This window comes from Arthrobacter sp. Leaf69, from assembly GCF_001422645.1.
Lineage (GTDB): Bacteria > Actinomycetota > Actinomycetes > Actinomycetales > Micrococcaceae > Arthrobacter.
In genome coordinates this window covers 383250-403141 of the sequence record NZ_LMLR01000010.1, presented here as the reverse complement: position 1 = coordinate 403141, position 19892 = coordinate 383250, and the positions used below count along the sequence as shown (strand labels likewise).

General features: G+C 69.1%; 23 protein-coding genes. 15 read left to right on the top strand and 8 right to left on the bottom strand.

Annotated features, from left to right (window positions below; genetic code table 11):
• Positions 1-2: 2 nt before the first annotated feature.
• Entirely contained in the window at positions 3-899 is an 897-nt protein-coding gene (locus ASE96_RS07155) for a glycerophosphodiester phosphodiesterase (protein WP_056428029.1), read from the top strand.
• A 17-nt stretch (positions 900-916) separates the two neighbouring features.
• Here ASE96_RS07155 and ASE96_RS07150 read toward each other — a convergent pair whose 3' ends face one another.
• Positions 917-2509: an ABC transporter permease gene (locus ASE96_RS07150; protein ID WP_056428026.1), complete on the bottom strand. Its 1593-nt coding sequence runs from the start codon at positions 2507-2509 to the stop codon at positions 917-919.
• A complete protein-coding gene (locus ASE96_RS07145; protein ID WP_082492626.1) occupies positions 2502-3464 on the bottom strand; it encodes an ABC transporter ATP-binding protein in 963 nt (320 codons plus the stop codon). The genes ASE96_RS07150 and ASE96_RS07145 overlap by 8 nt, the downstream gene beginning before the upstream one ends.
• A 110-nt stretch (positions 3465-3574) precedes the next feature.
• On the opposite strand from ASE96_RS07145, the gene ASE96_RS07140 reads away from it, so the two are divergent.
• Genes ASE96_RS07140 through ASE96_RS07120 form a run of 5 tightly spaced genes read left to right on the top strand, consistent with a single transcriptional unit; the run spans position 3575 to position 6055 of the window.
• On the top strand, positions 3575-4033 hold the full coding sequence (locus ASE96_RS07140) for a DoxX family protein (protein ID WP_056428022.1): 459 nt from the start codon (positions 3575-3577) through the stop codon (positions 4031-4033).
• The gene (locus ASE96_RS07135) at positions 4030-4770 is read left to right on the top strand and encodes an AzlC family ABC transporter permease (RefSeq protein ID WP_200913009.1); all 741 of its coding nucleotides are present in this window, start codon (positions 4030-4032) and stop codon (positions 4768-4770) included. Before ASE96_RS07140 ends, ASE96_RS07135 begins: the two co-directional genes overlap by 4 nt.
• Positions 4767-5078, top strand: coding sequence for an AzlD domain-containing protein (locus ASE96_RS07130; RefSeq protein WP_056428018.1), 312 nt, complete (start codon positions 4767-4769; stop codon positions 5076-5078). Before ASE96_RS07135 ends, ASE96_RS07130 begins: the two co-directional genes overlap by 4 nt.
• A 60-nt stretch (positions 5079-5138) precedes the next feature.
• Complete coding sequence (locus tag ASE96_RS07125) at positions 5139-5330, top strand: hypothetical protein (protein ID WP_056428015.1); 192 nt, start codon at positions 5139-5141, stop codon at positions 5328-5330.
• Positions 5330-6055, top strand: a complete 726-nt coding sequence (locus ASE96_RS07120) for a GAF and ANTAR domain-containing protein (protein WP_056428005.1) — start codon at positions 5330-5332, stop codon at positions 6053-6055. Before ASE96_RS07125 ends, ASE96_RS07120 begins: the two co-directional genes overlap by 1 nt.
• Before the next feature lie 4 nt (positions 6056-6059).
• On the opposite strand, the gene ASE96_RS07115 is transcribed toward ASE96_RS07120, so the two are convergent.
• Positions 6060-6476, bottom strand: coding sequence for a YkvA family protein (locus ASE96_RS07115; RefSeq protein ID WP_056428003.1), 417 nt, complete (start codon positions 6474-6476; stop codon positions 6060-6062).
• 5 nt (positions 6477-6481) lie between these two features.
• Entirely contained in the window at positions 6482-7114 is a 633-nt protein-coding gene (locus tag ASE96_RS07110; protein ID WP_056428001.1) for a TetR/AcrR family transcriptional regulator, read from the bottom strand.
• 165 nt (positions 7115-7279) lie between these two features.
• Between ASE96_RS07110 and ASE96_RS07105 the strand changes: the two genes are divergently transcribed.
• The 5 genes from ASE96_RS07105 to ASE96_RS07085 all read left to right on the top strand — a co-directional run bounded on the left by ASE96_RS07105 (position 7280) and on the right by ASE96_RS07085 (position 11873).
• Positions 7280-7645, top strand: coding sequence for a thiamine-binding protein (locus ASE96_RS07105; protein ID WP_056427997.1), 366 nt, complete (start codon positions 7280-7282; stop codon positions 7643-7645).
• Between the two features lie 56 nt (positions 7646-7701).
• Positions 7702-8379 (top strand): O-methyltransferase, encoded by a 678-nt coding sequence (locus tag ASE96_RS07100; protein ID WP_056427994.1) that lies wholly within the window; start codon positions 7702-7704, stop codon positions 8377-8379.
• Between the two features lie 162 nt (positions 8380-8541).
• Entirely contained in the window at positions 8542-9648 is a 1107-nt protein-coding gene (locus tag ASE96_RS07095) for an acyl-CoA dehydrogenase family protein (RefSeq protein WP_056427992.1), read from the top strand.
• On the top strand, positions 9642-11078 hold the full coding sequence (locus ASE96_RS07090; protein ID WP_056427989.1) for a bifunctional PIG-L family deacetylase/class I SAM-dependent methyltransferase: 1437 nt from the start codon (positions 9642-9644) through the stop codon (positions 11076-11078). The genes ASE96_RS07095 and ASE96_RS07090 overlap by 7 nt, the downstream gene beginning before the upstream one ends.
• Entirely contained in the window at positions 11079-11873 is a 795-nt protein-coding gene (locus ASE96_RS07085) for a glycosyltransferase (protein ID WP_056427986.1), read from the top strand.
• A gap of 45 nt (positions 11874-11918) precedes the next feature.
• On the opposite strand, the gene ASE96_RS07080 is transcribed toward ASE96_RS07085, so the two are convergent.
• The 3 genes from ASE96_RS07080 to ASE96_RS07070 all read right to left on the bottom strand — a co-directional run bounded on the left by ASE96_RS07080 (position 11919) and on the right by ASE96_RS07070 (position 13936).
• Positions 11919-12320, bottom strand: a complete 402-nt coding sequence (locus ASE96_RS07080) for a (R)-mandelonitrile lyase (RefSeq protein ID WP_056427983.1) — start codon at positions 12318-12320, stop codon at positions 11919-11921.
• Positions 12321-12329: 9 nt separating this feature from the next.
• Positions 12330-12584 carry a carboxymuconolactone decarboxylase family protein gene (locus ASE96_RS07075; protein WP_082492625.1) on the bottom strand — a complete coding sequence of 85 codons (255 nt, stop codon included), beginning with the start codon at positions 12582-12584 and terminating at the stop codon, positions 12330-12332.
• 149 nt (positions 12585-12733) lie between these two features.
• On the bottom strand, positions 12734-13936 hold the full coding sequence (locus ASE96_RS07070) for an MFS transporter (RefSeq protein WP_056427980.1): 1203 nt from the start codon (positions 13934-13936) through the stop codon (positions 12734-12736).
• Positions 13937-14103: 167 nt separating this feature from the next.
• Here ASE96_RS07070 and ASE96_RS07065 point away from each other — a divergent pair, with 167 nt between their 5' ends.
• Both ASE96_RS07065 and ASE96_RS07060 read left to right on the top strand, forming a co-directional pair.
• On the top strand, positions 14104-15018 hold the full coding sequence (locus ASE96_RS07065; protein WP_056427977.1) for a helix-turn-helix transcriptional regulator: 915 nt from the start codon (positions 14104-14106) through the stop codon (positions 15016-15018).
• A gap of 134 nt (positions 15019-15152) precedes the next feature.
• Positions 15153-15722, top strand: a complete 570-nt coding sequence (locus ASE96_RS07060) for a sugar O-acetyltransferase (RefSeq protein ID WP_056427974.1) — start codon at positions 15153-15155, stop codon at positions 15720-15722.
• Between the two features lie 18 nt (positions 15723-15740).
• Here the strand turns inward: ASE96_RS07060 and ASE96_RS19350 are convergent, their stop codons facing one another.
• The gene (locus tag ASE96_RS19350) at positions 15741-15959 is read right to left on the bottom strand and encodes a hypothetical protein (RefSeq protein ID WP_200913008.1); all 219 of its coding nucleotides are present in this window, start codon (positions 15957-15959) and stop codon (positions 15741-15743) included.
• A 16-nt stretch (positions 15960-15975) separates the two neighbouring features.
• Between ASE96_RS19350 and ASE96_RS07055 the strand changes: the two genes are divergently transcribed.
• Together ASE96_RS07055 and ASE96_RS07050 are read left to right on the top strand one after the other, a co-directional pair.
• Entirely contained in the window at positions 15976-16941 is a 966-nt protein-coding gene (locus tag ASE96_RS07055; RefSeq protein ID WP_056427971.1) for an amidohydrolase family protein, read from the top strand.
• Positions 16942-17230: 289 nt separating this feature from the next.
• On the top strand, positions 17231-19867 hold the full coding sequence (locus tag ASE96_RS07050; RefSeq protein WP_156367525.1) for a cation-translocating P-type ATPase: 2637 nt from the start codon (positions 17231-17233) through the stop codon (positions 19865-19867).
• Positions 19868-19892 lie beyond the last annotated feature (25 nt).

Below are 19892 nucleotides of genomic sequence, written 5' to 3'. Positions count from 1 at the left end.
GCATGACGACTGACGAGTCCGCCGCAGCCCGTCCCCTGGTCTACGCCCACCGCGGGGCGAGCGAAGCGTTCGCCGAACACACCCGGGCCGCTTACCTGCAGGCAATCGCCGACGGCGCCGACGGAGTGGAGTGCGACATCCACCTCACCCGGGACCAGCATGCGGTGCTGCTGCACGACGCCAACCTGGACCGCACCTCGGACGGTACCGGCCCCGTGGCGGACCGTACTCTTAACGAGCTCCGGCAACTGGACTTCTCCTCCTGGAAGGGCGTCAGGATTCCGGACGACTATGGCGCCAGGTCCGCCCAGTTCCTGACACTCCCGGAACTGCTGGTGCTGCTGCGGAACGCCGGCCGGGAAATCGGCCTGGCGATTGAGTTCAAGCACCCCAGCCCCTTTCAGCTCAAACTCGAGGACCGCGTCCTGCAGGTCCTCCGGTCCGAAGGCTGGGATCCGGCGACGTCGCGGCTGGGCAACATCACGGTGTCCTTCATGAGCTTCAGCCCGGACTCGGTGAAGCACCTGCTGAGGTCAGTCCCGGCCTCCGCCGTCTGCCAACTGGTGGACGAGGTGAACGTCGAGGAACTCCGGGAGGAACTCGGCCTGGGCGCGTTCACCGGCGGGGCGCTGGCGAACGTCATGAAGGCAGCGCAGACCGAAGCTGAGCGGATCCTGGACGACTGCGAGACCGGGCTGGCCGGTCCGGGGATTGACTATGTCCGCGAGCATTCCCGCACCATCCGGCGCTGGCTCGGCTCCGGGCGCCGCTTCCGGGTGTGGACGGTGGACTCGGAAAACGACGTTGCCCTGTGCCAGGGCCTCGGGATCCACGAGATCACCACGAACAGGCCGGCGCAGGTCCTCGCCCAACTGTCGGCCGGCTCCCGGAGCCACTAAACGGGCAGAGTCACCGGCTACGCTGCCAGGTCGCGGCGCCGCCAGCCGGCGTAGCCCAGCGCCGCGACGGCCGCCGCGGCCACGGTGAGAGCCGCCAGCGCCGGCAGGCCCCCGGAGTCCACCGGGAGCAACGGCGAATGCCTGAACGGGGAAAGGTCCATGAGCCACTCGGGCGCGTTCCAGAGCACCCCGAATTCGCCCAGGGCCACCAAGGCCAGGAGGAAGCCCCAGACCGCCCCGGCCAGCCGCGGCGCCCAGCCAAACACCCCCAGCGCCACGCTGGTCACTACCCACGCGGCCGGGACCTGGGCCAGGGCGGCGACGGTGCTGCGGCCCACCAGTGCGGCGTCGCCGATGGCGAAGGCGGCGCCCGCCCCGATCGACACCCCGGCCAGCAGGAGCAGCGCAGCGACCCCGGCCAGGGCAAACATGAAGTGGCTGCTGGCCCACCGGATGCGCGTAGTGGCCGTGCCCAGCAGCGCTTCGGTGTGGCCCGCGGCCTCCTCGCTGCGCAGGTGGTTGGCCGCAGACACCCCATATGCCGCCGCCAGCACGCCCATGATGCTGATCTCGGCGGCCAGGAAAGCGTCCGTCAGGGCTTCCCGGCCGCCCAGCAGCCTGATCAGGTCCTGGGCGTTTGGCGAATTCAGCAGTTCCCCCACGTTGCTGACCAGGGATCCGATCACGACGCCGAAAAGGACGAACGCCATGGCCCAAGCGAGGAGCACACGGTACTGCAGGCGCACCGCCAGGTCCCAGACGCCGGAGAGCGACCCGGCGGCCGGCCCGGGGCGCTCGGCGCGGAGGCCGGCCCCGAGGTCGCGCCCGGCCCGGAGCACAAAAGCGGCCGGGACCAGGACCAGGCACAGGGCCACCGGCAACGCCAGCACCCACCAGCGGTCCCCGGCGAACGCCCGGATCTGCTGGTTCCACCCGATGGGTGAGAGCCAGGACAGTACGGAGGGCCCCGGCTCGGCCAGGTCTCCGACCGCGCGCAGCCCATAGGTGACGGCGATGAACCCGATGCTGAGCCCGGTGGCGGCCCGGGCACTGGCGGTCAGCTGCGCGGCCAGACCCGCCACGGCACTGAACGCCATCCCCGTGGCGGCCCAGCCAAGGCCGAACGCGAGAGACCCGGCGGCCGGCAGCCCGCCGGCGGCCAGCGCGGCCGCCGCGAGCAGCCCGAGCACCACATTGGCGCCGAGGCTGATGGTGAGGGCGGATGCCAGCGGCGCGTCACGGCCCAGCCGGCCGCCGCCGAGCAGCTCCAGGCGGCCGCTCTCCTCGTCGCCGCGGGTGTGCCGGATGACGAGGATCACCATAAGGACGGCCAGGATGGCGGTCATAAACGCGGTGTATTTGATCAGCGACAGCGCACCGATCGAGGTGGGATCGTAGATCCGCCCGAACAGGGCCACCATCGAGGCGGTCGCGTTCAGGGCGGTGGCGGCTTCCACCCGGCTCGCCGTATCCGGGTAGAGTTCGGTGCCGGCCAGCGCCGTCGAGTAGGTAACCAGGGCAAAACCGGCAATCCAGAAGGGCAGCAACCAGCGGTCCCGCCGCAGTCCGAGCCGGATCAGGACGCCCGTTCCCGCCAGGGTCTCAGGCATCGCCGGACCGCCGCGGGACTGCGCTGTCGGCAACGGCGCCGACGGCCGTACCGGCGCCGGTGCCGGCGTCGTTTCCGGAGCCGTAGTGCCGCAGGAACAGATCCTCCAGTGTCGGCGGCTGGCTGGTCAGCGCGTGCAGGCCCACGGAGGTCAGCGCGTGCAGGAACGGGCCCAGGCCGGCGGGCTCGACCTGGGCGCTGACCCGGTGGTCTGTCACCACGACGTCGTGAACGCCGGGCAGGAGGTCCAGTCCGGGCGGCACCGCGGCGACGTCGGCCGTGACCGAGGTGCGGGTCAGGTGCCGCAGCTGCTCCAGCGGGCCGGTCTCCACGACCTTCCCGGCGCGGATGATGCTGACCCGGTCGGAGAGGGCCTCGGCCTCGCTGAGGATATGGCTGCTCAGCACCACGGTGCGCCCCTGCCCGCGCAGTTCGCGGACACAGCCGCGGAACGCGTCCTCCATCAGCGGATCCAGCCCGCTCGTCGGCTCGTCCAGGAGGAACAATTCGGCGTCGGTGGCCAAGGCGGCGACAAGCGCCACTTTCTGCCGGTTCCCTTTGGAATACGTGCGGGCCTTCTTGCTGGGATCCAGCTCGAACAGGTCCAGGAACCGGTCGCGGCGGGCGCGGTCCTGGCCACCCTGCAGCCTGCCGAGCAGATCGATCACCTCGCCGCCCGTCAGGTTGGGCCACAGGGCAACGTCCCCGGGGACGTAGGCCAGCCTGCGGTGCAGCGCCGCCACGTCGCGCCACGGATCCAGCCCGAGCACCCGGATGGACCCGGCGTCGGAACGCAGCAGGCCCAGCAGGAGCCGCAGGGTGGTGGACTTGCCGGACCCGTTGGGGCCCAGGAAGCCGTGCACCTCGCCGGCGGCCACGTCGAAATCCAGTCCGTCCAGGGCCGTCACGGACCCGAAGCGTTTCACCACACCGGTCATGTCCACCACACTGCTCATAGTCAACAAGCTACGCCGGTTTGCCCGGGATGGGCCCCTGCGGAAAGTCCCCTTTCCGGCGCCTTCGGACGCAGTTAGCGAGGGGTCCGTCGCTGTGATTGAGTTGTTCCATGCCATCTCGCTGGTCCGGCCGGGACACCCAGACGCTTTCTGCCGTGGCGATGAGTGCCCTGCTGCTGGCCAGCGCCGGCAAGCACTTCGAGGACCCCGGGTTCTTCGGCCCCGTTGTGCCCGACTTCCTCTGCCGCGACGACTCCGGCGAACAGTCCAACAGCCCCCTGGCCGTGTTGTCCCGGGAGGAATGGGTGGCGGTCAGCGGCCTGCTCGAGGCGGGTGCCGCCGTCGGGCTGCTGGTTCCGGCGACCCGTCGCGCGGCCGCCGGCTGCGTCACGGCCATGTTCACGCTGTTCATCGCAGGACACCTCGGCGCCCTGCGCAAGGCCTACGGCCCGGACGGGACGCCCGGCCAGCGCCGCATCCACTCCCTGCGGCTGCCGCTGCAGGCGCCGCTTATCGCCTGGGCCTGGAGCCTGACAAAACCTGTCCCGCGGAAACCGGTCCGGCCGTGAAACTCCTGCAGTCCCCGGCGGTGCGGGTGGGGCTCTCCATCAGCATCGCCACCGGGCTCTACGGGGTGTCCTTCGGTGCACTGTCCGTCACCTCCGGTCTCGACTTCTGGCAGACCATGGCCCTGAGCCTGCTGCTGTTCAGTGGCGGCTCGCAGTTCGCGTTCATCGGGGTGGTGGCGGGGGGCGGTTCCGGCGTCGCGGCCATGGGCGCCGCCACCTTGCTCGGCATGCGCAACGGGATCTACGGCATGCAGATCAACGCCCTGCTGCAGCCGCGTGGCCTGCTCCGGTTTGCCGCCGCCCACGTCACTATCGACGAGTCCACCGCCACGAGCACCGGGCAGACGGATCCGCTCGAGCAGAAGCGCGGCTTCTGGACCGCGGGCCTGGGGATCTTCATCCTCTGGAATGTGTTCACCGCCGTCGGCGCGCTCGCCGGAGGCGCGCTGGGGGATCCCAAGCAGTGGGGTCTCGACGGCGCCGCCGTCGCGGCGTTCCTGGGGCTGCTGTGGCCGCGGCTCAAGGGTCGCGAACCTGTGGCGATCGCCGTCGTCTGTGCCCTGGCCACCGTGTTGGCCGTACCGTTCGTGCCCGCCGGGGTGCCGATCCTGGTGGCGGCGGTGGTGGCGGCTGCCATTGGCTGGTTCAGCCACGGCCGCAGTGACGAAGGGCTGGAACCCGACGTGGACCCCTACGCGGAACACCCGCACACGCACCCGCAGGGGGATGCCACATGACCCTTTGGATGTGGCTGCTGCTCTCCTGTGTGCTGGCGTACGGCTGGAAACTCCTGGGCTATCTGGTCCCGGCGAGCGTGCTGCGGGACCCCCGGATGTCGCGGATCGCCGGGACCATGACCATCGGCCTACTGGCGTCCCTCACGATCGTGAACACCGTGGCCTCCGGCCAGGCCCTGGTGCTGGATGCGCGGCTGGGGGCCCTTGCTGCCGCCGGCATCGCCCTGATGCTCCGGGCGCCCTTCCTGGTGGTCGTCCTCGCCGGAGCCGGCGCCGCGGCCGGACTCCGGCTCATGGGGTGGAGCTGACCGGTTAGCAACGGTCTTTAGTCCCTACTTGCCGCCGGGGCCCCGTGGGAGCATTCGGATATGAGCGACAAAGACGATCCGGATACTCCTGCGCCCGGCAAGGGCCAGCATCCCAAACCGCACGAGCCGTTCGTTCCGCCGGGAGCCGAGTCCACCAGGGAACTGCGCGATGTGTCGCGCCGGCGCCGGGAAGCCGAGGAGAAGCTGCAGCACCACCTCGACGAGGCCAAAGAGAAGCCCGCGGAAGACTGATGTTCAGATCTCGGCTGTCGGAGCGTCTGCAGGATCTGTTGCTCGAAAATGACGTGCTGGAGGACTTCCTCCGCCAACTCTCCGCCCTGGCCGCCGAGTTTGCCTCAGCCGAAACCGGCCGCGAAGTACTGTGCTCCGTGCGGCTGGCCCGGCCCCGCCGGACGGTGGTTGTGGCTGCCAGCAACCCCGAGGCCCGGATCCTGGACGGCCTGCAGGACGGACTCGGGGAGGGGCCGGGGTTGGAGACCCGGAAGACCAGGCAGGCCGTGCTGGTGCCGGACACGACGATGGATCCGAGATGGCGGCGCTACCAGCGGGCCGCCGCCCAGCGCGGGAACCGCAGCGTTCTCGCCGTGCCGCTGCTTGAGGACCGGGACGCGGCGGCCACCCTGACGTTCTTTTCGGCGTCGCCTGAGGCGTTCGACGACGGCGCCGTGGCAGCCTGCGAGGCGCTCGCCGTCCGGGCCGCCAAGGTGGTCAGGCTGGCTGTCCGGTTCGAAACCGCCCAGGGCATGAGCCGGGACCTGCTGCAGGCGATGAGGTCGCGGACCGTGATCAACCTGGCCACCGGCATTCTTATGGCCCAGAGCCGCTGCTCGCAGTCGGAAGCGTTCGAGCTGCTGACCAAGGTCTCCAACACCAGGAACGTCAAACTCAGGATCGTGGCCGAGGAGATCCTCCGGCGGTTCGACGGTGCCCCCGCCGCGGCGGCCTTCAGCGCCTGAAACCCTACCGCGGTGCCCCGAGGCCGGCGAGCCGGAGGATGAGCTGAAGCCCGTCGGACGTTCCCGGCCAGTGCCGGCGCACCGCTTCCTCGCCCGCCCGCGCGATCACCGAGCGCAGCACGAGGGCCACAATGATGATGTCGTCCGCGTAGCCGATCACGGGCAGGAAATCCGGCACAAGATCGATCGGCGAGAGCAGGTACACCAAGAGCAGGGCGAGCCGTATCCGCACACCGGCGCCCAGAGACTTGTCAGCCAGCAGCCGCCGCAGGAGCCGCAGCAGGTCCGGCAGTAACCGCAGTGCATCCTTCATCGCGACTGTTTCCGGGTGCCGGCGCGCATAGCCCCACAGGAGGAGCAACAGGACGGCGTAAACCACCAAGACCCCGCCAACGGCGCCCGCCAGGGTTTCCCATGACACGGGTGTCAGCCGAGGTAAGAGTCGAACGCGGTGCCCGGCAGCGGGGCCTGCGGCGGGAGGGGACGCGTCGGGCGCTCCGTGCGGATGGCGTCCTCGACGAGGGCGACGGGACGGCGCCAGGCATCCGAACCGGCCTCCATGGTGTCCACGACGCCGATCAGCATGGCCAGCAGGCGGATCATGTCCGTCATGGAAATGTCGCTGCGCAGGGTTCCCTGCCCCTGGCCGCGGCCCAGGAGCACGGCCACGGATTCGATCAGGTCACCGGTGATGCCGGTGAGCAGTCCGCGCCGGCCGGCGACGGCTCCCAGCAGGTTGGCTTCCTCGCTGGCTACGCCCATGAGGGCATCGATGACACGGAAGAGGCCGTCGGCGGCATCGGGCCCGGCCAGGGCCTCTTCGATGACGGGATCAACCAGCAGTCCGAGCTGCCGGTGCAGCGCCGCGAGGACCAGTTCCTCTTTGTCGGCGAAGTTCCTGAACAGCGTGGCCGGGCCGACGCCGGCGGTCACGGCAATGGTCTGCAGCGGGACTTCCGGGCCGTGCTCCCGGAAGCACTGGCGGGCGGCGGTGATGATCTTGTCGACGTTCCGCGCGGCATCGGCGCGGAGCGGCCTGCGGTCTGCTACCCGGTTCATTTGCTTAGGTTAGCAACGCTAAGCCGTAGCCGGGAGGTTACTACCGGGTAGTCCCTTATGTGACGGCTCCGGCCCGATCCGGGGCCCAGTCCAGGCCCGGCAATGGAGAGTAACGGGCCCGTAGCCACGCCGTCACAGGGCCCGATCACGTGCGAGACTGGAGCCATGCTGCTTGCCTTTTCCGTCGCACCCTCGGGCCGTCCCGTCCGCACCGATGACTCACCCGCCGGTTCCGCGGCCGTCCGGTCGGACGAGGCGTCGGTCCACGATGCCGTCGCCGACGCGGTTCGGATCGTGCGGGAGTCCGGTCTGCCCAACCACACCGACTCGATGTTCACCACGATCGAGGGCGAGTGGGATGAAGTCTTCGACGTCGTGAAGCGCGCCACCGAGGCCGTGGGCCGCTACGGCAGCCGGGTTTCCCTCGTCATCAAGGCGGACATCCGGCCGGGCTACACAGGCGAACTCACCGGAAAGCTGGACCGCCTGGAACACGCCCTCCGGGACGCCGCAGACCCGGCCGCGGGCTAAAATCCCGACGGCCCGGAGCCTACCGCCGGGACGGGCCAGCTGGAAGACTGAAGGGCATGTTCGAGCATCAGCCCACCAGCCGGTGGATCGCCGTCGAGGACTTCCTCTCCGAGGCCGTGGTCCGCCCTGACAACTCACTGAAACGCGCCGTCACCACCGCCCTCGAGGCGGGCATGCCCCCGATCGAAGTCGCCCCGAATGCCGGCAAACTGCTGAAACTGCTCGTCCAGCTTTCGGGCGCCCGCCGCGTGCTGGAGATCGGAACGCTGGCCGGCTTCAGCACCATCTGGATGGCCCAGGGACTGCCCGACGGCGGCCGGCTGCTCACGTGCGAATACCTCCCCAAACACGCCGAGGTGGCCCGCGCCAACGTGGACTCCGCCGGGCTGGGCCACCTCGTGGAGATCCGGGTCGGGGCAGCGCTGGACACACTTCAGGCGCTCGCCGACGAGGGCGCGGAGCCCTTCGATTTTGTCTTCATCGACGCGGACAAGGAAAACAACCCGCACTACCTCGACTGGGCCATCCGCCTGGGCCGGCCCGGCACCGCCGTCGTGATGGACAACGTGGTCTGGGAAGGCGCCGTGCTGGATCCCTCGATGGACGCCGTCAACGCCCCCGGCATCATCAGTGCGCTGAACATGTTCGGCGAGGACCCGCGGCTGGACGCCACCGTCATCCAGACCGTGGGCTCCAAAGGATGGGACGGCTTCGCCTTGGCGCGGGTGCTGTAACAGCCGGGAGTCGGCGCCGCCGGCCAGCAGCTGGCAGCGCATTTCCGAAAGTGCTAAGTGTGCTTAGATTTACTGGACGGGCTGGATCTACCGAGCAGTAGCCACACCCGGCCGGCATGGGTGCCGGCAGCACCAGTCGCACTTCGAAGGAGAGCAGGCCGAATGAACCGGACTTCCGCTTCCCCGCGGCCCCGCGCAGTGAGGATCAGTTCCGCGCCGGAGGATCTGGCGGGCCTCAACCCCCTGCTGGTCGACGCACTGTCGGCCGTCGGCGACGTCCCGGCGTTGCTGGACCTGGCCAAAGCCGCAGGCGACGCCGCACCGAAACCTGGCGAGGGCCGCACCGCCTTCCTATGGGAGCTCCTGGCCTCCGTCACCGCCGTCGACGTCGCGGCCGGCCGGGCCATCGAACCGCACTTGGACGCCTCCGCGATCCTCGCCCAGGCCGCCGGCCACGCGGCGCTGGCAGGCTGGGACTGCCCGGACTTCGACGGTGTCCACTTCGACGGCGCCTGGGGTGTCTTCGCCGCCGAAGCCGCGGGCCTGCGGCTCGAAGCCAAACCGGCGGACGGCTGCTTCCTGCTGCAGGGATCCAAGCCCTGGTGCTCCCTAGCGGCCCAACTGGACCACGCCGTCGTGACCGCCCATCTGGACGACGGCGGCCGGGCCGCGTTCGCCGTCGACCTCCATGCCCCTGGCGTGGGCTTCGCGGACCCGGAATGGACCAGCCGGGGACTCCGCGAAATCCCCAGCGGCACCGTGCATTTCGACTCGGTTCCGGCCGTGCCCCTGGGCGACGCCGGCTGGTACTACCGCCGGCCCGGCTTCGCCTGGGGCGGCATGGGGGTGGCCGCCTGCTGGCTGGGCGGCGCCGTCGCCGTGGCCCGCGGCTTCCAGGACTCCCTGCTCAAAGCGGCCGACGGCGGCCGCGAACCGGACCAGCTCGCGCTCGCCCACCTTGGCGAGATCGACCGCACCCTCACCGCCCTGACCGCGTACCTCGCCCGGACCGCCGCACGGATCGACGCCGGGGACCTCTCGGGCCCCGGCACGTGGAGCGAGGCCCTGCGGGTCCGCGGCAACACTGCCACCGCCGTCGAACGCATCCAAACGCTGGTCAGCCAGAACCTCGGCCCCGGGCCGCTGGCGTTCGACCCCGTCTACGGGAAGCGCATGGCTGACCTCGCCCTGTACATCCGCCAGCACCACGGCATGCGCGACGACGCCCAGCTCGGTGCCCTCACGCTCAAAGGGGACCACCCGTGGTGAGCTTCACGCACCAGGACGCCGGAACCAGCGAGGACGCCTGGGCCGCCAGCGGACTGGCCGCGCTCCCGGAGCTGCCGCTCGACGCCGGAGAACTCGCCGGCCAGGCGTTCATCGTGCTCGCCGCGCACCCGGACGACGAATCCCTCGGCGCCGGTGGGCTGATGGCCCGGCTCCGGCGGCTCGGCGCCCGCGTCACGGTGCTGCTGTGCACCGCGGGGGAGGCCTCCCACCCGGACTCACCCACCACGACGCCGGAACAGCTCGCCGCCGTCCGGCTCCAGGAATTCGGCGGCGGGCTCAGCTACTTGCTGCCGGATCCGGACTGGCGCTTCCTCGCCCTGCCGGACGGCCAGCTCGCCGCACACCGGGCCGAGGTGATCTCCGCACTGCGGCAGGCCATCGCCGATGAGACGGCCGAGTCGGGACTGCTGGCGGAGCAGATCACGCTGGTGGCCCCCTACCGGCACGACGGCCACACGGACCACGACACGCTCGGCTCCGCCGCCGCCGAAGCAGCCGGCGCAGGCGGCCACGGACTGCTGGAATACCCCATCTGGTACTGGCTCTGGGCCGACGCCGCGGACCCGGCCTGGCAGTCCTGGCTGCGCCTGCCGCTGGCCCCTGCCGAGCAGCAGGCCAAGGCGGCGGCCATGGCCTCCCACACTTCCCAGGTCCGCGCCCTCTCCGGCCAGTCGGGCGACGAGGTGCTGCTCCCGCCGTCATTCCTGGAGCACTTTGAGCGGCCGTTTGAGACGTTCGCGTGGCAGCGTCCGGCCGCCCGAGCCGCCGGCACCGGGGGCGCGTACGCCGCCGCTGACGCGGAAGGCGTTTTTGACGCCGTCCATACCGGCAACGACGACCCGTGGCAGTACACGACCAGCTGGTACGAACACCGCAAGCGTTCCCTCACCCTCGCGGCGCTGCCCGGCCGGAACTACACTGCAGGACTCGAGATCGGCTGCTCGATCGGGACGCTCAGCGTGGAACTCGCCCAACGCTGCGGAACCTTCCTGGCCGTCGACGCGAGCAGCGCCGCGCTGGCCCACGCCGCCCGGCGCCTCGAACACCTGCCGGCCGCCCGGACCCGCCACCTCACCGTCCCGCAGGACTGGCCGGAGGGCCGGTTCGACCTGATCGTGGTCTCCGAGGTGGGCTACTACCTCGCGCCCGGCGAACTGGCGGAGCTGTTCGAGCGGGTCGAGGCCACACTCCTGCCCGGCGGCACCCTGGCCCTGTGCCACTGGCGCCACCCAGTCTCCGGCTGGGAGCTCGACGGCGACTCCGTCCACGCCGCCGCGCGCCGCCACCTCGGCTGGGCCGACGCCGGACTGTACCGGGAACGCGACTTCATCCTGGAAATCCTGATCGCGCCCCGTCCCGGCGGGGATCAGCGGACGGCAGCCACCGTCGTGCCGGGAGCGGACAGCTAGATGGCCGCCCTTGCCCTGCCGCTGCCCCGCGGACTCAGCATCGACCGGTTCGCCGTCGTCCTCCCCGCGCACAACGAGGAGGAGCACCTTGGCCGCGCCCTGCTCGCCCTGCAGCGCGCCGCCGACGCGCTGCACCGGGTCCGGCCCGAAGTGGACGTCCGGGTGACAGTGGTGCTGGACAGTTGCACGGACGGCTCCGCCGGCATCGCGGCCCAGTACGTTGCGGCGGACCGCCGCTTCAACGCCCTCGAAGTAAGCCTCCGCAACGCCGGGGCAAGCCGCGCGGCCGGCATCCGGGCCGCCGGTATCGGTGCAACCCGGCGGAGGCCGCCCGGCAAACGCTGGACACCGCCGCCGTGGGCGGGACGGACATGGCTGGCCAACACCGACGCCGACTCCCAGGTTCCGGAAAACTGGCTCGTCCGCCAGCTGGAATTCGCCGAGGCCGGAGCCGACGCGGTGCTGGGTTCGGTGGAACCGGACCCCGCCGGGATGGACGCGGAGCTGCGCCGGCGCTGGTTGGAGCGGCATCCCTTCGAGGAGGACCACCCGCACATCTACGGAGCAAACTTTGGGGTCCGGGCCTCTGCATACCTGGCCGCCGGAGGCTTCCCCAAGCTCGCCTCGCACGAGGACCGGACCCTGGTGCAAAGCCTCCGGAACCGGGCCTTCACCGTGACAGCCACCGACAGCATGCGCGTACTGACCTCGGGCCGGATCCACGCCAGGGCACCGCACGGCTTCGGCGCCTACCTCCGCACGCTGGGATTACACCGGGCACCGGCGGCCGACTGACGCGGACCGGGGCGGGCAGATGCCGCGCGAACCGTTCCGGTCTGCCTAATCGCCGTTGTACTCGTCATCGGTGATGTGCTCGCCCCAGGTTGTCGTGGTGGTGGGGTCTTCGCAGTTCTGGAGCATGGCGATGTGTTCCATGAAGCAACCGGGGGCGGCAGCATGCCAATGCTCCTCGCCGGGCGGGGTGTACAGAGTCTGGCCCGGGTGGACTTCAATGATCCTGCCGTCACGGCCGCCGAAGCGGGCGACGCCCTGGGTGACCCGCAGGTACTGGCCATGCTTGTGGGAGTGCCAGGCGGTCCGAGCTCCGGGGGCGAAGCGGACGGTTGCGACCACCATCGTCTGGTCCGGCTCGTGGGGCAGCGCGATCGGGTCGAGCCAGACGTCGCCGGCGAACTGCGCGGCCGGGTTTTTCGCAGTGGGCATGGTGGGTTCGATGTTCATGATTTTTCCTTACTTGTTGTCGATGAAGAGTTGCTTGGCTACGCCCATCGCGGCCATGCCCTTGGGCCAGCCGGCGTAGATCGTGACGTGGGTGATGGCTTCGATGAGCTCTTCCTGGGTTACGCCGTTGTCGACGGCGCGGCCGAGGTGGAAGCCCAGTTGCTCGGTGTTCCCGCCGGCGGTGCGCACGGCCACGGTGATGAGGCTGCGGTCCCGGGCGGAGAGTTCGGGACGCGCTCCTGCCCGGGCTGCCGGTGCAGCCAGTCATAGCGATAGCGGTAGCGATCAGAACCAGTACAGGCGCCACGAGGCCTGCCCGCAAGGCTTTTCCCGGTGAAAAACGGTTGCGAGTGTTCACAGGTGGATCCTTTCCGGGGATGCGCGGAGGGCGAATCTGCGGCCGTTTCATGTTGTTAGAGGCGGGCGGGGAATGCGGTGCGGCGTCCGTAGATGGTCAGCATGAGTGCGGCCAGGCCGGCGACGATCATCACGACCGCAAGTACCAGGCCGCTGGAATTCGTCAGCAGGGCGGCGCCGAGGATGCCGGCGGTGAAGATGGCAAGGTTGAACGCCACCGGCAGGAACGAGTTCGCCACGTCGGAGTCCGCGCCTCCGGTGGTGGTGAGGGCGGCTTGGAGCTGGGCGGCCGCCCCGCCGAACGTGATCCCCCACAGCACGGTCGCGGCGATGATCGCCGGGGCCGATGTGTGGCCGACCAGCAGCACCACCGCGGCTGCGATGAACAAGGTGACGCTTCCGTGCAGCAACGGGCGGGGGTGGCGGTCCAGGAGCGCGCCTGTGATGATGATCCCGGCGATCGAGGCGACGCCGAAGATGAAGAGTTCGACGTCGAGGGTGAGGCTGCTGCCCGTAGTCCTCAGGTACGGGGCGATGTAGGTGTAGATGGTGTTGTGGGCCAGCATCCAGGTAAAGATGACGGCCAGGATCACGGCGATGCCGGGGATGCGGAAGACCCGCGCCAGCGGAAGCCGGGAGGTTCCGGGCTGCCCATCGGCATCGGGCGCGATCGCCGCGATGAGCACACCGGCGATAACGGCCACCGCGGTGAGCCCGGCGAAGGCCCACCGCCAGTCGAAGGTCGTGCCGAGCCAGGCCCCCAAGGGTGTGCCGAGAGCGAATCCGACGGGTGCCCCGAGGGAGACGATCGCCAGCGACAAGCCTGCATGGGAGGGAGGGCTGATCTTCCGGCCGTAGGCGGCCAGCATGCCCCAGAGGATTCCTGAGAACGCGCCGGCGATGAAACGCGACACCAGTGACAGGGTTACGTCGCTTGAGAGGGCGGTGGTGGTGTTGGCCAGGATGAGGCCGAGGACCGCGCCGAGGAGCAATGGCTTGCGGCGCATGCCCCGGGTCATCGTGATGGCGGGGATCGTGATGATCACTGTGCCCAGGGCGTAGGCGCTGACGAACAGTCCGACGGTGCCTTCGCTGGTGCCCATCCCGGTGGCGATAACCGGCAGCAGCCCGGCCGGCATGGTCTCCGTCGCGACGAGGACGAAGCCGATGACCGCCAGAGCGGCCAGAGTGGCGAGCGGCAGTTGTTTCGCCTGCTCGGTAGCTACCGGGGCCGGCGCCGGAACGGTGGTGGTGTTCATTAGTCTCCTTGCCCGCAGGCGGCTCGCGCGGTTACGTGCTGGTCGGGGGCGTACCGCTGGTAAGTCTTTATCCAGTCAACACGCGGACCATCCCGCGGGGGAGTCTCTATCAAGGGGTGTACCAGCAGGGGACCCCACCGAAGTTCGCAGGGACGTATTCTCGTGGCATGGACAATAAAGCCGAGGTACGCGAGTTCCTGATGTCGCGCCGGGCAAAGATCACCCCCGAACAGGCCGGACTTCCCGCCGGGCCGAACAGACGCGTTGCCGGGCTTCGCCGCACAGAAGTTGCGACACTCGCCGACGTCAGCGTCGAGTACTACGCCAAGCTCGAACGTGGTGCTATCGGCGGAGCCTCCTCGTCCGTGCTTGACGCCATCGCCCGCGCCCTTCTCCTCGATGACACGGAACGAACCCACCTCTTCGACCTCGCCCGCGCAGCTGACGGCATTCCGCTATCCGGGCGTCCCCGCCGGCGATCCACGAAAAACGCCATCAGTCGACCTAGCCTGCACTGGGTGCTCAACACAATTACCGACGGCGTTGCCTTCGTTCGCGACCAGAACCAGGACCTTCTAGCTACGAACGAGCTCGGCAGGGCCTTCTATGCGCCCCTCTTCGGCGCCGGCGGTCGTACGCCGAACCTGGCCCGGTTCCAGTTCCTCGACCCTGCATCCCGCGATTTTTATCCTGACTGGGAGCTCTTCGCTGAGATGTGCGTGGCGATCATGCGGGCCGAAGCCGGCCGTGACCCCAACGACAAGGGGCTCCAGGACCTCGTTGGTGAGCTGTCCACGCGCAGCGATGTATTCCGGCAGCTGTGGGGCGCGCATGACGTTCGGACCCACGGGACCGGCACAAAACGATTCAACCACCCCGTCGTCGGCGAACTCACTCTCGCCTACGAAGAACTCATTATCACTGCCGACCCGGGCTGCGTCCTTATGATCTACACCGCCGAGCCCGGCTCGCCCAGCGCTGAGCGACTGCGGCTGCTCGCCAGCTGGGCAGCTACCGGATCCATAGCGGCTGCGCCCCGTCAGGAAACCTCCAATACAACGGGTTCACCCGGGAGGAGATAGCGGAGACCTTCACTCATTGGGCTTTCTGCTGGGGCTGGCCTGCCTACCGTCTGCGATCACATGGCGCAGAAGGTCTTCGAGGCCAAAAATCGCCTTGCACGCAAACTCCGTCTGACATCGGACTGAAAGGACACATGGAACTCGACGATCTCCTTGAAATGCTTAATGCCGGCCGGACCATAACGGGGGACTCGCCCTGGCATGATCTCATGCACCGGGCAAGCCAGGATGCCCTGCGCATTACCGGCGAGCTTAACAGCGGATATCAGGAACCGGCGCGGGTGCGGGAGCTGTTGGCCCAGCTGACCGGCAAGCCAATTGACGAATCCGTGACGGTTTTCCCGCCTTTCTACTCCGACTTCGGGAAGAACATCACCCTCGGAAAACGGATCTTCATCAACTCGGGGTGCAAGTTTCAGGACCAGGGCGGTGTCGTCATCGGGGACGACTGCCTGATCGGGCACAACACGGTGATGGCCACACTCAACCACGACCTGATGCCGAGCCGCCGCACGGACATGCACCCGGCCCCTATCGTCGTTGGCCGCAATGTGTGGATCGGATCCAACGCCACCATTCTGCCGGGCGTGACGATCGGTGATAACGCCGTCGTGGGGGCTGCGTCCGTAGTGACAAAGGACGTACCGAAAAACTCCGTTGTTGTGGGCTCGCCTGCCCGGGTGGTGCGCTCACTTCCCAACTGAACCACCGCGCTGAGGCTTCTACGGGTGATGGATCCAGCAGCGCACCGTGTCGCGGTATTGCTGGAATTCTTCGCCGAACCGTTTCTTGAGGTCGGATTCCTCGAGCGGTCTGACGCGGTAGTTCGGCGAGAGTACACCCAGCAATGGTTCGCCCGTTTTGCCCACCTGGCGGCCCTGGCGAGTAGATTGTTCACATCCGCTAATCTTCGGGGTCCGGCGGATCAACGCGACGGGCACGTGGACAAGGATCCGGATGAGCCGGCCGAACCGCATCGACACACACCAGCACATCGTTCCGCCGGGCTACGCACGCTGGATGCGCGACAAGGGCATCCGGTCCGGCGGCTTAAGTCTGCCGTCGTGGTCCGAACGTTCAGCGATGAAGTTCATGGACAGGCACGACGTGCAGACCGGCATCCTGTCCCTGTCCACGCCCGGAGTGTACTTCGGGGACGCAGTTGAGACGCGGCAGTGGGCTCGGGAGGTCAACGAGTACAGTGCCGAGGTGGTGGCCGGGCGGCCAGAGCGGTTTGGCTTCTTCGCGACCCTTACGCTGCCGGACGTGGAAGGTGCCCTCGCGGAAGCCCGGTACGCCCTGGACACCCTGCTCGCGGACGGAATCGTGCTGCTGGCCAACAACGACGGACGATACCTGGGCGATCCGGGCTTTGAGCCTCTGCTGGAGTTTCTTCACCACCGCCGGGCCGTAGTGTTCATCCATCCCGGCGAACTGCCCGCACCGGCGGTACCGGGCATACCCGCTTTCGCCGCAGATTTCCTGCTCGATACCACCCGCACTGCACTCAGCCTGATCCTGTCCGGTGCGATGGAGAAGTATTCGGGAATCAAGTTCATCCTCGCCCACGCGGGCGGCTTCGTGCCTTACATCGCCTACAGGATCCTGCTGACGATGCTCAACAATAGGGAACTGGCTCTCAGCGCGCTGGCGGCGCTGACAGATAAGGAACAGTCCGTCCTGCGGCGGTTTTATTACGACGTCGCGCTGTCCGCCAGCCCATCGGCGCTGCCCAGCCTGCTCGAGGTGGCCGATCCTGGCCGCATCACATACGGCACTGACTTCCCGTTTGCGCCGGCGCCGGGGATCGATTTCCTGAACATGCAGTACGAGCATTACCGGATGGCCCCCTCCTTGCGCGCGTCGATAGACCGCGGCAATGCCGAGGCGCTGTTTCCCCGCCTCAAGCCTGCACCAGGCTAAGCCGAGTTCGGTAACAGACCACAAGGGGGCGAGCCTGCCGGCCATCAACGGGCTGCCAAGATCGCCGTCGCCTGCCGCTGCGCGCAAGAGGTCCGCGAGTTCGTGCCCGGCCCAAGCGTCTGATCGAGAGTACGCCGGCCCGGACCAAGCTACGGAGCTGGAACGAGCCTGAAGACGCCCGCGTGACCTTTGGCCCTAACCTGCGGCGGCGACCGGGAGCACGCTCGATCCATGAGCTACCTGACCCGGGCCGGTCTGCGGTGCTACGCCTGAGCGGCCCCGGCCAGCCGTGACACCGGAGGCTCCCGTCGGGGGCCCGGACGCCGGCGCTCTGCCTGGCGTCGCCGGCCTGAGCTCGGCGGAGGCGGCGCGAAGGCTGCAACAATTCGGGGCGAACAAGCTGCCCGAGGCCGGCACGGTGCCTGGCTGGCGGAGGCTACTGGCCGAACTGACCCACTTCTTCGCCATCCTGCTGTGGTGTGCCTCCGTACTGGCCTACCTGGCCGGCATGCCGCAACTGGCCGTCGCGATCGTCGTCGTGATCCTGGTCAACGGGGTGTTCGCTTATATCCAACAGGAGCGCGCCCAGCATGCGGCCGCGAAGCTCCGCGAACTGCTCCCGGCGATGGTCTCGGTCCGCCGCGACAGCCGGATCGTCAAGATCCACACCACCGAGCTCGTCCCGGACGACGCCGTCCTGCTGGTGGCCGGCGACCGGGTCCCGGCGGACCTCCGGCTGGCCGTCGCGGCAGGCTGTTCGGTGGACGAATCGATGCTTACCGGTGAGAGCGAGGCGCTCACCAAAGTCCCCGGCGACACCGTTTATGGCGGGACCTTCCTGGTCAACGGCCAGGCTGAAGGCGTGGTGGCGGGCACGGGCGGGCAAACCAGGCTCGCCGAAATCGCAGCCCTGACGGGAAAGGTCGAAGCTCCGCCGAGTCCGCTGGCGCTGGAACTGCAACGAATCGTCCGCATCACCGCCGCGATGGCCCTGGGCATTGGCGCGCTGTTCTTCGTGCTCTCCCTTCTGGTCGGCATCTCCTGGCGCGATGCGTTCCTCTTCGCCATCGGCGTGATGGTGGCGCTGGTGCCTGAGGGCCTGCTGCCCACGGTCACGCTGTCCCTGGCCGTCGGGGCACAGCGGATGGCACAGCGCAACGCGCTCGTCCGGAACCTGGAAGCGGTGGAAACCCTCGGCTCCACCACCTTCATTTGCACGGACAAGACCGGCACGCTGACCCAGAACCGGATGAACGCCGTCGAGGTGTGGACCCCGGCCGGGCTGGTCAGCATTATCGGCGCAGGGTACGGGCCGGAGGCTGAGGTCACCGGGACGGGAGCCGGGGAGGCGCGGCACCTCAGCATCGCCGCGCTGGCCGCCTCCGTGGGCCGCGCGGTGCCCCACGAGGGCCGGTGGATCGCCGAGGGCGATCCGATGGAGGCCGCCATAGGCGCGCTGGCCGCGCGGCTGGCAGCATCGGGGGAGCAACCCGAGGAACCCGACCTGTCGCACCGCTTCGCCTTCGATCCGCGCCGGCTGCGGGAGTCCGCGATCGTTGGCACCACACTCTTCGTCAAGGGGGCACCGGAATCCGTGATTCCACTGTGTGGCGAGGACGGCGCCGGCCGCGCCCTGGAGATGGTCGACCAGATGGCCTCCCATGGATTGCGGGTTCTGGCTGTGGCCGAGCGGAGCTTGCCCGGCCCGCCGGGCGCCAACTTCAGGCTCGAGGAAGTGGAGAGCGGCCTGACCCTGCTGGGACTCATCGGCCTGCACGACCCGCCGCGGGCCGAGGTCCGGGTGGCGCTCGAGGCGGCCCGCGAGGCCGGCATCAAAGTGGCCATGGTCACCGGCGACCATGCCTTCACCGCCGCCGCCATCGCCCGCGAAACCGGACTGATCGGCTCACCCGAACTGGTGTTGGAGGGACACAGCCTGCCCGAGGACGACGCCGTCCTGGCGGCGCTGCTGGACCGCGACGGCGTGGTGGTCAGCAGGGTCACCCCGGAACAGAAACTCCGGGTGGCCCGCCTGCTCCAGCACCGCGGCCATGTGGTGGCGATGACCGGTGACGGCGTCAACGACGGCCCGGCCCTCCAGCAGGCCGACATCGGTGTAGCCATGGGGCTCAGCGGCACGGACGTCGCCCGCGAGGCGGCGGACCTGGTGCTGCTGGATGACGACTTCGCCACCATCATCGCCGCGGTGGAGCAGGGCCGCGCCACGTACGCGAACATCCGGCGCTTCCTGACCTACCACCTGACGGACAACGTCGCCGAGCTCACCCCTTTCGTCATCTGGGCCCTCTCGGGCGGACGGTTCCCGCTGGCGCTGAGCGTGCTCCAGATCCTCGCACTGGACATCGGCACGGACCTGCTCCCCGCGCTGGCGCTGGGCAGCGAGGCCCCGAGCAAGGGAACACTGAAGCGGCCGCCGGAGCGCCGCCACCTGATGGACAAGGCGCTGATGTTCCGGGTGTTCGGGCTGCTGGGCCCGGTGGAGGCCTTCTTCGAAATGACGGCGTACACGGCCGTGCTGCTCGGTGCCGGCTGGACGCCGGGCGCGGAACTGCCCCCGGCGGACGTGCTGATGGCAGCCTCCGGAGCCGCGTTCACCACCGTGGTCCTGGCCCAGCTGGCCAACGCGTTTGCCTGCCGCAGCGCCTCCGTGCCGCCCTGGCGGCTCGGCTGGTTCAGCAACCGGCTGCTGGTGTGGGCGGTGCTGGCCGAACTGGGACTGCTGGCCGTCTTCCTGTTCCTCGGACCGCTGGCCGCCCTGCTGGGCCACGCCCCGCCGTCGCCCGGTGGCCTGGCGGTGGCGCTCGCCGCCATACCCGCCGTGCTGCTCGCCGACTGGCTGTACAAGATCGCCCGCCACCGCCGGGCCGGGACTGCCACACCGGGCACAAAGGTCCAAAGACTCTGACCCCGGACCGCCCGCCGCCACAGGA